The following is a 13,907-nucleotide window of genomic DNA, read 5'->3' as shown; positions in this document are numbered from 1 at the left end:
CGGAACTCGCATCTTCTCAGGCTCTGCTACCACACATAAATGACATCAGGACGTGAGAGCGGTGGTGTCACGTCGGGTGATTCGTCCCAGAATCTGTGCGAGCTCCACCCATTCGCGTATCTCAGCCCCAAGTGGCTCGATGAGTTCGGTGTCGATGACCTCGTCTGTGGCTCGGCGCAGGAGTCGGGCCACCTGCCTGCTGTGACGTCTGGCCTGGAGCCGGGCCAGGAGCGTTCCCAGGCCGGCCAGTACCAACCCGATCAGCAGGCCACCAAGCAGGAGGATGGTGGGCCAGGGAACTCTCCCCCAGCGGGGGACATCGACAGCGATCAGCAGGAGGTAGTCCTCCAGGACTCGAACTGCCGCCAGCCACAATCCGCCGACCAGCGCGGTCAGCGCCATCACCCACTGCAGCACATTGGCCAGAGCCCACCAGACCGGGCGACGTGCGGCGCCGTAGTCCACCCCGGACACCGCCTTGTCCAGGGGAACGGCAAGGTTGTCGGCGCGCTGGTCGCTGCGCAAGACGGTTTGCGTCGCCAGATCGTCCGGCAGCTCCGTGCTGGCTGCCTGCGCGTAGAGGTGCGCCGCACTGCGCAGGTTGCCTGTCGCTGCCGGCCCGGCGGGCGGCAGGGAGCTGAGGTCAACCACTCCGCGCCCCAGGTCGCCGTCAGAACGACCGGCAGTATCGCCCTCAGGAGAGGACTGACGCCCGGCTCCCAGATGGAGTGCCCGCAGCGGGTCTCGTCGTAGTCGCTCGATCCACCGCAGCCAGAACCAGCCGACCCGAGTGTGGGCACGGTGCCGGTCGGTTCCCTCCACCGCCTGTGTGACGACGTCGATTCCAGCCACCCTGGCAGCCGCCTGCCTGAGAGCGGTCAGGGCCTGCTGCGACCGCTGAGCCTGAGGGTCAGATGGTCGCCGCTCGCCGGCAGCCAGGGGAACCGGAGCAGTGAGTCCCGTCCGGGTTCCCAACTCCTCGGCGGCGCGCCGGGCATGGGCTGCTAGGCTGCGAGCGCTAGCCAGGCGGTCGGAGGCCACCGAGGCGATGGTACGGGCCAGGGTCGCAACACCTTCACCGCTGCGGGCGCTGACGGGGACGACTGGGGTGTCTTCCAGTCCCTCTCGTTGCAGAATCCTTCTCAGGTCGGCGAGCACGGCGTCCCGGCCCTCGGCATCGAGCCGATCCACCTGGTTGAGCGCGACGACCATGATCTCGGCGTGCGCCGCCATAGGGATGAGGAAGTCACGATGGACGACGCCGTCGGCGTACTTCTCCGGATCGAGCACCCACACCAGGACATCGACCTTGCCCGCCATGCGCTCAGCGATATCGCGGTGCGCCGGCTCGTCGGAGTCGATATCGGGCAGGTCGACCAGCACCGTGGCCTCACCCAGCTCCCAGCCTCCGCCAGTACCCACCCGCTGGCCGATGCCGAGCCAGTCCAGCAGCTCGGTGGCCTCCTGGGCGACGGTGTCCGGGACGACGGCGAGCGGCTGGGTGGTGGTCGGACGGGTGCGAGCGGTGCGGGACACCTCGGCGCCGGTCAGGGCGTTGGTAAGACTGGACTTGCCCGACCCGGTCGCCCCGAGCAGGGCGGCCACCGTGGTCTCCGGGGCCAGGCGCCGGCGGTGAGAGGCCTGCGCGAGGACGTCCCGAACCCGGGTGAGCTCGTCTCGCAGGCCGAGCTGCTCCCCCAGGTCGACGGCCCGCTCCAGGTCCTCGAGAACGGGGGCGAGGCCAGTGGCTCCGGAGCTGTCGGTCGTCACCGGGCCCTCCTCCCGGCCGGCCGACGGCTGCGGGCGGGCGTGGTGCGCAGCGAGGTCGCCGCCTCCTGACAGGCCTGAAGCTGCTCTCGCAGCGTGTTCGCGCTGGGTGCCGGATCCGGGAGGGCATCGGTGAAGCACTTGGCCTGATTGGCGAACAGGGCGGTGGCACGCTTGGTGAGGTCCTCCCGGGCCCGCTTGGTCATGCCGCGCATCGCCTGGTCCCCGAAGACGGCCTCCAGGACCCGCTGGGCCAGGATGGCCGTGCCTCCCGCGATGCCCACCTCTCCTCCGGTCAGGCCTCCGGTGTGAGCGAAGACGAGGATCATGAGGACGACGCCGGCGCCATTGACTCCCAGGGACAGCAGACGGGCGGTGAGCCGCTTGTCGGCTCCCTCGGCTCGGATGAGCGTGAGCACCTCTCGCTGCCAGTCGTGGACGAGAGCAGCGGCGATGACCTCGAGCCCGGTCTGGGTCGGTACCTCCGCCAGGGCGCGGTTGAGGGCCTGCTGGGAGGTTCCAGCGCGCCGCCAGGAGCGTTCCGTGGCCAGACAGGCACGTTGGGACTCGGCGACGATGAGCTCGACCAGCGACGAGCCGATCGCCTGCTCCACGCGCTTGGCCGGGGCCGGGCGTCCTCGCAGAAGGGAGGTGATACGGTCGCGTACCCGGCCCACCTGGACCTCCAGCGACCGGAACAGGTCACCAGTTCCCACGAACTCCTGCCAGCGGGCCAGCACCTCACCGTGCAGCATGGAGCCGTCCTCGGTGGCCTCGATGACGCGCTCCAGGGCGTCGTCGTGCTCGGAGGTAGCCGCGCGGCGGAGCTCGGCGTGCTCAGCCTCCTGGGAGTCCAGCTCGACGGCGAGCAGCTCGCTCTGCGCCAGGACGGCACCGATGGCGCCGGTCAGGCTGCGGTGGGCGATGTCCTGCCTGGCGGCCGCGTCGGAGGCCAGGGCGCCCAGCCACTGGCGCACCGGCGAGACGCAGGACTCGGGCAGGAAGCCGTCGTCGTCCAGGGCGGTCTCGGGAACCGTGAAGACGGGGGCCTCGCCCAGGTTCGCCGCCACGAGCCGATGCCGCAGGTCGGCCTCCACCTCGCTCTGCGCACCGTCCGGCACCCGATCCAGGACGATGGCAACGGTGATGTGCCGCTGTGCCGCGGCCCTCAGGTGCTCCCAGGGAACGGCGTCGGCATAGCGGGCTGCCGTGGTCACGAAGATCCACAGGTCCGCACCGGCCAGAAGGGTGGCGGCCAGGTCCCGGTTGTCCTCGACCACGGAGTCGACGTCGGGGGCGTCCACGATCGCCAGCCCTGCGGGAAGTCCATCACATGAGCGCAGCTCGAGCTCTCGGGGCGTGTGGTCCGTGGGTGGGCTCGCGGGGGCGTCGGGGGCCACGCGCAGGCGCGACAGGGAGCCCAGGACCCGGTCGGTGTCGAACCAGGCGGCGTCCGTCGGCGCGTGCAGCAGCAGGGGGCGTCGCGTGGTGGGACGGATCGCAGAGGCCCTGGCCACGTGTCGGCGCACGAGCGAGGAGACGAGGGTGGACTTGCCCGCTCCGGTGGAGCCGCCGACCACGGCCAGCAGAGGTGCGTCCAGGCTGGCCAGGCGCGGCAGGATGTAGTCGCCGAGCTGGTCGCGGATGAGCGTGGCCTTGTCCGAGGCGGCGGCCGTTCCCTGCAGGACGTAGGGCATCGACAGGGCGGTCAGGCTGTCCCGCAGCGCGGACAGTGCTCTGGTCGCCTGCTGGACCTTCTGGGTGCTGCTGGGCTCGCCCCGACTCTCGGTCATGAGGCTGAGTCGGCCTCTGAGCCGGTCCGGCTACCGGCGGCAGCGCCGACCACGCCGGGGCTGACCGTCACCTGCGGGGCGACGTCGGCACTGGGCGGCCTCCAGGTGGCGGCGTCGGCCTCAACCTGCTCGCCGGAGCGGATGTCCTTGACCGAGTCCGGTGCCCCGTCGGCTCCCGGGAACCACACGAAGGGGATGGAGCGCTTGTCCGCGGCCTTGATCTGCTTGCCGAACTTGGCGGCGCTGGGCGCGACATCGGCACTGATACCACGGGCGCGCAGCGCGTCGGCGATCGCGTCGGAGGCGGTGCGGTGGTCCTCATCGGTGACCGCCACGAGGACCACCGTGGGCACGGGGCGGCTGACCTCCACGAGTCCCTCGCCGATGACGCGGGCCAGGAGCCGTGACAGGCCGATGGAGATGCCCACGCCGGGGAAGGTGCGCTTGCCGTTGGTGGCCAGGGAGTCGTAGCGGCCGCCGGAGCACACCGAGCCGAGGTCCTCGTGACCGGCCATGAAGGACTCGTAGACGGTGCCGGTGTAGTAGTCCAGCCCGCGGGCGATCTTGAGGTCGGCGACGACGGCGCCGGGGCGGCGCCGGCCGGCGGCCTCGAGCAGGGCGGTCAGCTCGGCCAGCCCCTCCTCCAGGAGCTCGGTGGGCTCGGCCCCGGCCAGGGCCCGCAGGACCTGACCGGAGACGTCCTGTCCATCGGTTCCGGTGATGGTGGCCAGCCTGAGGGCCTGCGCCGCCTGCTGCGCGCTCGCGCCGACGCTCTGGGTGAGCTCGGCGGCGACCTTCTCGGGGCCGATCTTGTCGAGCTTGTCGACGACGCGCAGAACCTCGATGAGCCGGCTCGAGTCGATGCCGATCGACTGGTAGAAGCCCTGGGCCACCTTGCGGTTGGAGACGTGGATGGTGACCGCCGGCACCGGCAGGGCGCTGAGCGCCTCGTGCATGATGAGAGGGACCTCGACGTCGTGGTAGAGCGGCAGGGCGCCGTCGCCGACGATGTCGATGTCAGCCTGGATGAACTCGCGGAAGCGACCCTCCTGGGGGCGCTCGCCGCGCCAGACCTTCTGGATCTGGTAGCGCTTGAACGGGAAGGTGAGCAGTCCGGCGTTGTCGACGACGTAGCGGGCGAAGGGGACGGTCAGGTCGAAGTGGAGACCCAGCTGCTTGCGCGGGTCCGTCTCGGCGTCGGACTCTCCGGGGTCCGCCTGCAGGCGGTTGAGGAGGTAGACCTCCTTGGAGGTCTCCCCCTTCTTCGTCAGCTCGGCCAGCGGCTCGACGGCGCGGGTCTCGATGCCGCTGAAGCCATGGAGCTCGAAGGTTCGGCGCAGGATGTCGACGAAGTGCTGCTCGACGATGTGGCCCGCGGGGAGCCACTCGGGGAAGCCGGACAGTGAGGAGAGAGCTTGTCGTACCTGTGCCATGGTCCGCATTGTGTCATGACGGGCGGCGCGCTGGCGCACCGTCCATCAGGCCTTGAGGTCCCCGCCGCGGACCTTGGCCTCGGCGAGGTAGGGGTTGCCGTGGTACTCGTGCTCCATGGTGGTCACCGCACCGTGCCCGGGCAGCAGGACCGTGGCCGGGTCGATGGCGCTGGCCAGGAACCGCAGGGTGCCGAGCATCTGCACCTGGTCCCCGCCGGGCAGGTCGGTACGGCCGACGGATCCCTTGAAGATGACGTCGCCGTCGAGGGCCATGAGGTAGGTGCGCTCCTCGTCGGCGGTGGAGGGGTCGTCCTCGATGACCTCGGCCTCATAGAGCAGGGCGTTGTCCGCCAACCGGGCCTCGAGGAAGAACAGGGTCGAGCCCTCCGAGTGACCGGGCGCGGGTATCGCCTGCAAGGCGATACCGGGGACGAGCTCGACGGCGCGGGAGAAGCCCTCCCCGGGGAAGAGCCGGATGTCCGCCGGCATCCGCCACGGGGTGCCGGCCATGTCGGCGAAGGTCATGCCGCCTGAGCTGATACCGGTCGTGGTGTCAGGGTCCTCGAGGCGGTAGCGGTCGGGCTCGGGGACGTAGACCGGCACGTCGACGGCGTCGTCGCTGGTGAGCAGCCCCTCTGCGTGGGCGGCCTCAATGAGGGACTGGGTGTCCCACACGTGGTCGGCGTGACCGTGGGTGAGCAGGATCGCGCCCAGGGTGAGGCGGTTGGATCGTAGGAGGGCCAGGGCGCCGCGGACGGAACCGGCTCCCGGGTCGACGACGAGGGCGGGCTCGCCGGGGCCTGCGGCCAGGACGTAGCAGTTGGCTGCGAACACGGGTGCGATGGTGCGCTCCAGGATCATGCTCCCAGCCTACTGGGATCGGTAGCGGGCCGCGGGCGGTGGACGAGAGGCAGCGGGGAGAAGCGGGAGGAATCCGCCGCCTTTCACCCCAGGTGAAGCCGTCGCCCCCACCAGTGCGAGATCAGCCAGCGGTCGTGGCTGGCGACGATGAGCGTGCCCGTCCAGGACTTCAGGGCGGTCTCGAGCATCTCCAGGGCCTCCAGGTCCAGATAGTTCGTGGGCTCGTCGATGGCGAGCACCTCGGGCACGGCTGCAGCGGCCAGAGCCAGCTGGGCGCGGCGCTGGTTGCCGTCGGAGAGCTCACTGATCGGGCGGTTCCATAACTGCGGGTGCAGGATCCCCTTGCCCTGTTCCCCCACACCTCCGGTCCAGACGGATTCATCGATCCCAGGGTCGCCGGGCTTGGGCAGGTGCTGGGGTACCCGGAAGACTGAGCCGGAGGCCGTCAGGGTGCCACAGGATCCCTCCGCGGGCGCCGTGCCAGTGGCCAGCCAGGTCAGGAACGTGGACTTGCCGGCCCCGTTGGCGCCGGTGATCAGCAGGTGCTCACCGGCCATGACATCGACCGTGACCGGCGCAAGGCGCCCCGGTACAGCGGCTGCCCTGGCCGACACCGCCATCCCACGCGGCGACACCGGTGCGGCCAGACGCAGCTGCAGGCCGTAGGAACGAGGTCTGCGCACCTCGGTCTCGGCGAGCGCCTCCAGCCGTCGATCATCCTGGGTCTGGCGTCGGGTGGAGACACGCTGGGCCCGGTCGGCATAGAACTTCCTGGCCATACGGACCTCTGTCCGAGGTGCCGCTCCCCTGTGCCCGATCGTCTCGGACTCCTGGCGGTGACGTGTGAGGCTGCGCCGTTGCGCCTGCTGGCGTTGGTGGAGACTGCGGTGGGAGGCCCGGGCGTTCGCCTTGTCCACGAGGTAGTCGCTGTATCGTCCCGCGCATCTGTAGGCTCCGATGGCTTCCCCGTCCCCGGCTACGGTAGCCAGTGCCTGCCAGGGAGCCGTGTCCAGGTCGACGATGGCGGTGGCCACGGTGTCGATGAAGGCGCGATCGTGTGAGGTGAACAGGACCGGACCCGGCCACTGGGTCATCATTCGGCCCAGATAGTCGGAGCCGTCGGCATCCAGATGGTTGGTCGGCTCGTCAAGCACCAGCGCCTGACCCGCCGAAAGGAGCAGGGCGGCGATCTCCAGCCGTCCGCGCTGCCCCGGAGACAGGGAGGAGACAGGACGGTCGGTGGATACCCGCTTCAGCCCCAGCCCGGTCAGGGCCTCGGCTCGCCTGGTCGGCAGGTTCCAGGCGTCCAGCGTCTCAAGCCGGGCCAGCAAGGAGTCGTACTCCTCGGCGAGGGAACCGGGTACTGGCCCGGCCTTGGCAATGGCCTCGTTCAGGATCTCGAGGCGGTCAAGCGCGTTCAGGGGCTCACCGCAGGCGGCGTCGAGGTAGGCATCGATCGACTCCGACAGGTCAGCTACCGGTGGGACGCAGTTCTCGAGAACGGTGACAATCCCCCGGTCGGCAGACAGCTCGCCGGTCGCCAGACGCAGAAGCGTTGACTTCCCCGATCCGTTGGGGCCGACGACGCAGACGCGCTCCCCGTCGGAGACCGTGAGACTGATGTTCTCCAACAAGGGTTCAGAGGTGTGGGAGAAGCTGATCGCAGGCATGACTCGTCCTTGACATGAGCCGGGGTAACGGACCGGGGCGAGTCAGACGAGCATGGCCACAGTCTACTGGGTCGTGTCACGAAACTGGGCCTGCGGGGATCTCATCGGAGCCGTGGCAAGGCACGTGACCCGTCACGGTCGTACCTTGTGTCGCGCGGTCGAGGGTACGACCGCGCGACCTACCCTACGAACACACGGATGCCTCATCGTGCTTTCGCAACAGGGCCTGGCAGCGCCGGTTGCTGACATGGTGCACGACTTCGGTACCGGGTCATCTACCGGGGAGGTCAGAGATCAACGAATCAACTGAAATCGGTGGGGCCAAGGATGGTGATTGCCGCCCGCGGGAACGTAGACTCTCGGCACTGCCGTCCTCCGACGGCACGTCACCACCACCCGGCCCGACGGCCGGGCGCGAACGGAACGGAGCGGTCATCCTGCTCCCTCCCCGTCAACCCATGAAGGAGCATCCCGTGACTGAGCGGAACCAGCCCGACAACCGGCCTGACACCCAGCCCACCCAGGCCAACCAGGCCAGCACTGAGCCGGCCGACCAGCCGACTGACCTCGACGAGTCGGCGGCGCCGACCCCGACGGAGCAGGCACCCGATGCCGGTTCCTCCCCCGTCACCGACTCGACGGCCGACGTCGAGGCCCCGAAGGAGTCCGAGCCCAGCGCGCCCGAGAGTGCGCCTGCCGAGGAGCCCGCCCAGGCCTCCTCCGACGGGTCGGCCTCTACCGCTTCCGAGGACTCCGCCCCGTCCGGGCAGCCGGCTGAGGCGACGCAGTCGACCGAGACCGAGCAGGAGGGTGCCACGCCGACTCCCGCCGAGGTCCCCGCCCCGGCCGCGGCTTCGGTGGCGTCCGCAGAGCCCGCTGTCGACCCGCAGGAGGCGATGGACGCCGCCAAGTGGGGACGCGTGGACGGCGAGGGCCGGGTCTACGTCCAGGACGGCGGCGCCGAGCGCGAGGTCGGTCAGTTCCCCGATGCTCCCATCGCCGAGGCGATGGCCTTCTACGTGCGCCGCTACCTGGACCTCAAGGCGACCATTGACCTGTTCGCCACCCGCCTGCCCCAGCTCAGCGTGCGTGAGATCGACACGACCCTGTCCTCCATCTCCGAGTCCCTCACCGAGCCGGCCGCCGTCGGTGACCTGGAGGGGCTGCGGGCCCGCTTCGCCGCTCTCAAGGCCGTGGCCGCCGAGCGCCGTGAGGCCGTGGCCGCTGAGCGCGCCGCCGCCAAGGAGCAGGCGCTCAAGGAGCGCACCGTAATCGTCGAGCGTGCTGAGGCCATTGCCGAGCAGGACCCGGCCCGTACGCAGTGGAAGAACTCCGGCGCCGAGTTGCGTGAGCTGCTCGAGTCCTGGAAGGCGGCGCAGCGGCGGGGTCCGCGCCTGGACCGCCCTACCGAGGACGGTCTGTGGAAGCGCTTCTCCCACGCCCGCACCACCTTCGACCGCCACCGCCGCCAGTTCTTCAGCGAGCTGGACGCCAAGCAGGCACAGGTGCGCGCCGCCAAGGAGGCGCTCATCAAGCGCGCCGAGGAGATGCAGAGCTCCACCGACTGGGCTGGCACCTCCGCCAAGTACCGCGACCTGCTCGCCGAGTGGAAGAAGGCCGGGCGTGCCTCCCGCAAGGAGGACGACGCCCTGTGGGCCCGTTTCCGGGCCGCCCAGCAGGTCTTCTACGACGCCCGCCGTGCCAAGGACGAGGCCGTCGACGCCGAGTTCGCCGAGAACCTCAAGGTCAAGGAGGCCCTGGTGGCCAAGGCCGAGGCGCTCCTGCCGGTCGAGGACGTCAAGGCCGCCAAGAAGGCTCTGCGCCCCATCCAGGACGCTTGGGAGGAGGCCGGCCGGGTCCCGCGCGGAGCCGTGCGCCGGATCGAGGGCCGTATGCGCGCCGTCGAGGACGCGATCCGTGAGGCCGAGAACGCCGAGTGGCGCCGCACCGACCCGGAGACCAAGGCGCGCGCCGAGGGCCTGGCCGGTCAGCTCCAGGACGCGATCGCCGGCCTGGAGAAGGACCTGGCTGCGGCCCAGGCCGCCGGTGACGCCAAGAAGGTCGCCGAGGCCGAGGCCGCGCTGACGGCGCGCCGCGCATGGCTCGAGCAGGTGCTGCGCTCGGCCAAGGCCTGAGCGACCGACGCTCCGCGGCTCTTCAGGAGCCTGCCGGGTAATCGCCAAGCCACGGCGGGGGCCGACACCATGTCCGGTGTCGGCCCCCGCCTCGTGTCCGATCTTGCCGGCCCTGAGCCAGAAGGACTCCTACTCCCAGGTGGCGGTCGCCGGATCCACGCCCTCGGACTGCGCGCCGGCATCGATGACGTCCTTGAGCCAGGCGGCCAGCCCCGGCGCGCGCTTGTCGTAGTAGCGGGCGTAGCGTTCGTCCGCGACGTAGTTGCGCGCAATGAGCACCTGCTTGGAGATGGAGACCGCGAACCACCGGTTGAGGTCCCGGCGGTGCCACTGGGCCAGGGCGTTGGCCTCAGCGCTACCCGGTTCGACGCCGCTGCGCATCGCCTCCACCAGCGCGGCCTCCAGGGCTACCGTCTCCTCGTGGGCCCGTTCCCAGTCACTGCGCGACATCCGGGCCTTGCGGCGGGCGGACTCGGCCCACTCCTCCGTATCGCCCCAGCGGGTATGAGCCTCCTCGATGTACACCGGATCCCAGTCGGTCCCCCAGATCTTCACCATCTCGGCCACGGAGATCCTTGCCCCCAGCAGCTGTATCTCCATGACCGTGTCAATGGAACGGAGCATCCGCTGCAGGTGGGAGACCTGTCCTTGAAGAATCTCGCGCTGGCGGCGCAGGTGGGTGATGGCATCCGTGTCCGGATCGTCGAGGACCTCCTTGATGTCGGCCAGAGTCATGCCTGTCTGCCGGTAGACGAGGACCTGCTGGATGCGCATGACGTCCGCCTCGCAGTAGAGACGGTAGCCAGCGTCACTGCGCCGGGACGGGGACACCAGCCCGGAGGCGTCCCAGTGGTGCAGTGCTCGGACACTGACGCCCAGGAGGGTTGAGACCTCACCGACCGTCATCGCGATGTCCTCGCCGTCATGCACCCTGCCAGCATCGGCGTCGATACCTGCGTCAACCGCGGTATCAGCCGCAGCATCGAGTGTCCCGCGGCCGCCGTGCTCCTGCCCGGACCCCGTCACCATGCCTCCCTCGGCCTCCTACGTCAGTCGTTGCCTTGTTCCGTCAGCACCTTGGTGCCTGCCGATTATCTTGGCGCCTCACGCTACGTGAGGGTCAAGTTCGCCCCAACGACGAGGTTATCCACAGGCAGCCGGTTTGCTGTGGCGCTGGGCACGGGGAATAGCCCACGATGGGATATGGCTCGTTTCGTCCCGGTGCCGGGTCACGCCGCAGTGGCCCATCTGTCCGCTCGTCCCCTCTCCCCTGTTCTGGGAACGCTTCCGCCCCAGGACATGCAGGTGCTGCGGTGCGCCGGGCTCGACTCCCGGCTGCTGGTCAGCGTCCTGGGCAACCTGCAGCCGGCCGACCTCCTGCGCTCGACCGAGGGGCGCCTGCAGGCCGTCACCGCCGCTCTCCCCTGCCAGGGCGTGCTCCTGGCGAGCACCGCCCTGTGGGTGCACGCCGGTGGACCGCCACCGACCATCCTGGAGGTCTGCCTGCCCGGAGGACGTCGAAGCCGGCTGTCCTACCTGGTGACCAGGCGCGGCGGTCTGCCCCGCTCCGACACCACCGTGATCAACGGCGTCACCTGTGCGACCATCGCCCGAGCCGCCGTCGACGTCGCCCGTCTGGGACCTCCGGTGGACGCCGTCCGGGCCATCATGACCGCCCGTGACCACGGGATCAGCCGGGTCCTCCTGCTGCTGACGCTCAACCACTGTCGGGGCGCTGCCAGCCGGGGCTGTCCTCGGGCCCAACGCATCATCGAGGCGGTCATGCCGAGCGCCTCGTAGGCAGTCAGCCGGAGCGGCGGGCTGCGGACAGGCTTCTGCGGGCCTCGAAGACGCCGTCGATCCGCCGCAGGGCCGCCAGCGTGTGGTCCAGGTGCCCGACCTCGGCCAGCTCGACGACGAAGCGCCCGGTGACGACCCGGTCGCGGCTGGTGGCGATATTGGCACTGACCAGGTTGACGTGGCTGTCGGCGAGCGCTCGGGTGACGTCGGCGAGCAGTCCCCCGCGGTCGAGGGCCTCCACCTCCACCTGCACCAGGTAGGCGGACTGGGCGTGGTCCGCCCAGGAGACGGTGATGAGCCGCTCGGGCTCGCGCTGGAGCTGGTCGACGTTCTGACAGTCCGCCCGGTGCACCGAGACACCTGAGCCCCTGGTAATGAAGCCGACGATGGGGTCACCTGGCATGGGGGTGCAGCAGCGCGCCAGCTTGACGTAGACGTCGCCCTCCTCCATACCGGCGACGACGACGCCCGCGTCGGCGGTGCGCGGGCGGCGGTGCGCCGTCGCGCGAGTGGGCAGGACTCCCTCGGCGAGGGTCTCCTCGGCGCCGTCCTCCCCGCCCATGGTGGACACCAGGGTGTCGACGACGTGCTGAGCGGAGACGTGCCCCTCGCCCACGGCCGCGTAGAGGCCGTCGATGTCAACCTTGTCGAGGGTCTTGGCCACGTTCATGAGGGTCTCGTGGCTCATGAGACGCTGGATGGGCAGGTTCTGCTTGCGCAGGGTCCGGGCGATGGCGCCCTTGCCCTCCTCGATGGCCTCCTCACGGCGCTCCTTGGAGAACCAGGAGCGGATCTTGTTGCGGGCGCGGGTGGATCCGACAAAGGTGAGCCAGTCGCGCGAGGGGCCGGCGTTGATGGCCTTGGAGGTGAAGACCTCCACCGTGTCGCCGTTCTCCAGGCGCGTGTCCAGGGGTACCAGGCGGCTGTTGACGCGCGCCCCCACTGTGCGGTGCCCGACCTCGGTGTGGACCGCGTAGGCGAAGTCCACGGGGGTGGCCCCTGCGGGCAGGGCCAGGACGTCGCCCTTGGGGGTGAAGACGTAGACCTGGTCCCCGGCCATCTCGTAGCGCAGGGCGTCAAGGAACTCGGAGGGGTCCTGGGTCTCCTTCTGCCAGTCGACGAGCTGGCGCAGCCAGCCCATGTCCCCCTGGTCGGAGTCGCCGGGTCTGCCGCCCAGGGCGCTGGGACCCGAGGCGTTGGGGTCCTCCTTGTAGCGCCAGTGCGCGGCCACGCCGTACTCGGCCATGCGGTGCATCTCGTGGGTGCGGATCTGGATCTCCACCGGCTTGCCGCCCGGCCCCACGACCGTCGTGTGCAGCGACTGGTAGAGGTTGAACTTGGGGACGGCAATGTAGTCCTTGAAGCGCCCACTCATGGGGGTCCAGCGCGAGTGCAGGGAGCCGAGCACCGCGTAGCAGTCCTGGACGGTGTCCACGATGACCCGTACCGCCACCAGGTCGTAGATGTCGTCGAAGTCCTTACCCCGCACGATCATCTTCTGGTAGATCGAGTAGTAGTGCTTGGGACGGCCGGTAACGGCGCCCTTGATCTTGTTGACCCGCAGATCCTCCTCGATCTGGAGGCGCACCTGGCGCAGGTACTCCTCACGAGCCGGGGCCCGCTCGGCCACCATGTGCTCGATCTCCTCGTACACACCCGGGTAGAGCGCCTTGAAGGAGCGGTCCTCCAGCTCCCACTTGATCGTGTTCATTCCCAGGCGGTGAGCCAGGGGGGCGTAGATCTCCAGGGTCTCCTTGGCCTTGCGGGCGGCGTTCTCCGCGGAGACGTACTTCCAGGTGCGGGCGTTGTGGAGGCGGTCGCCGAGCTTGATGACCAGGACACGGATGTCCTTGGACATCGCGATGATCATCTTGCGCACGGTCTCGGCCTGGGCGGCCTCGCCGTACTGGAGCTTGTCGAGCTTGGTGACGCCGTCGACGAGGAGCGTGATCTCGTCGCCGAAGTCGGCGCGCAGGCGGTCGAGGGTGTAGTCGGTGTCCTCAACCGTGTCGTGCAGGACGGCCGCGGCCAGGGTCTGGGCCGTCATGCCGAGCTCGGCGAGGATCGTCGCCACCGCCACCGGGTGGGTGATGTAGGGCTCCCCGGACTTGCGGCGCTGACCGGCGTGGGCCTTCTCGGCGACCTCGTAGGCGCGCACGATGAGGCTCGTGTCCGCCTTGGGGTGGTTGGCGCGCACCGCGCGCAGCAGCGGCTCGATGGCGGCCGGGGTGGAGTGTCCGCGGGAGCCGAACCACGCCAGACGGCTGCGCACACGCGAACCGGGGACAACACTGTCACCTGACGTGTCTGGGGTGCTCTTCGTCTCCGTCATTGACGCATCATATAGCGGCCTGCGCGCGCAGGCCCGCCGGCGCTGCCGGTACGCCCCCGGTGTCGCGCCCTTAAACGGCGCACCGCCGCAGGACAATCAGTCATCGCCACGACCCG

General features: G+C 69.8%; 9 protein-coding genes. 2 read left to right on the top strand and 7 right to left on the bottom strand.

Annotated elements, in window-relative coordinates:
* Window positions 1–45 precede the first annotated feature (45 nt).
* The 5 genes from EL340_RS03370 to EL340_RS03350 all read right to left on the bottom strand — a co-directional run bounded on the left by EL340_RS03370 (window position 46) and on the right by EL340_RS03350 (window position 7,524).
* Entirely contained in the window at window positions 46–1,770 is a 1,725-nt protein-coding gene (locus EL340_RS03370; RefSeq protein WP_126413413.1) for a GTPase, read from the bottom strand.
* Window positions 1,767–3,560 (bottom strand): dynamin family protein, encoded by a 1,794-nt coding sequence (locus tag EL340_RS03365; protein ID WP_126413412.1) that lies wholly within the window; start codon window positions 3,558–3,560, stop codon window positions 1,767–1,769. The genes EL340_RS03370 and EL340_RS03365 overlap by 4 nt, the downstream gene beginning before the upstream one ends.
* On the bottom strand, window positions 3,557–5,002 hold the full coding sequence (hisS, locus tag EL340_RS03360; RefSeq protein WP_126413411.1) for a histidine--tRNA ligase: 1,446 nt from the start codon (window positions 5,000–5,002) through the stop codon (window positions 3,557–3,559). The genes EL340_RS03365 and hisS overlap by 4 nt, the downstream gene beginning before the upstream one ends.
* A gap of 36 nt (window positions 5,003–5,038) precedes the next feature.
* Window positions 5,039–5,854, bottom strand: coding sequence for an MBL fold metallo-hydrolase (locus EL340_RS03355; protein WP_126413410.1), 816 nt, complete (start codon window positions 5,852–5,854; stop codon window positions 5,039–5,041).
* Window positions 5,855–5,937: 83 nt separating this feature from the next.
* Window positions 5,938–7,524, bottom strand: coding sequence for an ATP-binding cassette domain-containing protein (locus EL340_RS03350; protein ID WP_126413409.1), 1,587 nt, complete (start codon window positions 7,522–7,524; stop codon window positions 5,938–5,940).
* Between the two features lie 458 nt (window positions 7,525–7,982).
* On the opposite strand from EL340_RS03350, the gene EL340_RS03345 reads away from it, so the two are divergent.
* Window positions 7,983–9,659: a DUF349 domain-containing protein gene (locus EL340_RS03345; protein WP_126413408.1), complete on the top strand. Its 1,677-nt coding sequence runs from the start codon at window positions 7,983–7,985 to the stop codon at window positions 9,657–9,659.
* Between the two features lie 129 nt (window positions 9,660–9,788).
* Here EL340_RS03345 and EL340_RS03340 read toward each other — a convergent pair whose 3' ends face one another.
* Complete coding sequence (locus EL340_RS03340) at window positions 9,789–10,688, bottom strand: MerR family transcriptional regulator (RefSeq protein ID WP_126413407.1); 900 nt, start codon at window positions 10,686–10,688, stop codon at window positions 9,789–9,791.
* A gap of 174 nt (window positions 10,689–10,862) precedes the next feature.
* On the opposite strand from EL340_RS03340, the gene EL340_RS03335 reads away from it, so the two are divergent.
* Entirely contained in the window at window positions 10,863–11,459 is a 597-nt protein-coding gene (locus tag EL340_RS03335) for a hypothetical protein (RefSeq protein ID WP_126413406.1), read from the top strand.
* Between the two features lie 4 nt (window positions 11,460–11,463).
* Here the strand turns inward: EL340_RS03335 and EL340_RS03330 are convergent, their stop codons facing one another.
* Window positions 11,464–13,791 carry a RelA/SpoT family protein gene (locus EL340_RS03330; RefSeq protein ID WP_126413405.1) on the bottom strand — a complete coding sequence of 776 codons (2,328 nt, stop codon included), beginning with the start codon at window positions 13,789–13,791 and terminating at the stop codon, window positions 11,464–11,466.
* Between the last annotated feature and the right edge of the window lie 116 nt (window positions 13,792–13,907).

Source organism: Actinomyces viscosus (assembly GCF_900637975.1).
Taxonomy (GTDB): Bacteria; Actinomycetota; Actinomycetes; order Actinomycetales; family Actinomycetaceae; genus Actinomyces; species Actinomyces viscosus.
The sequence above is the reverse complement of the archived record's forward strand: the minus strand, read 5'-3'. Positions and strand labels throughout refer to the sequence as shown.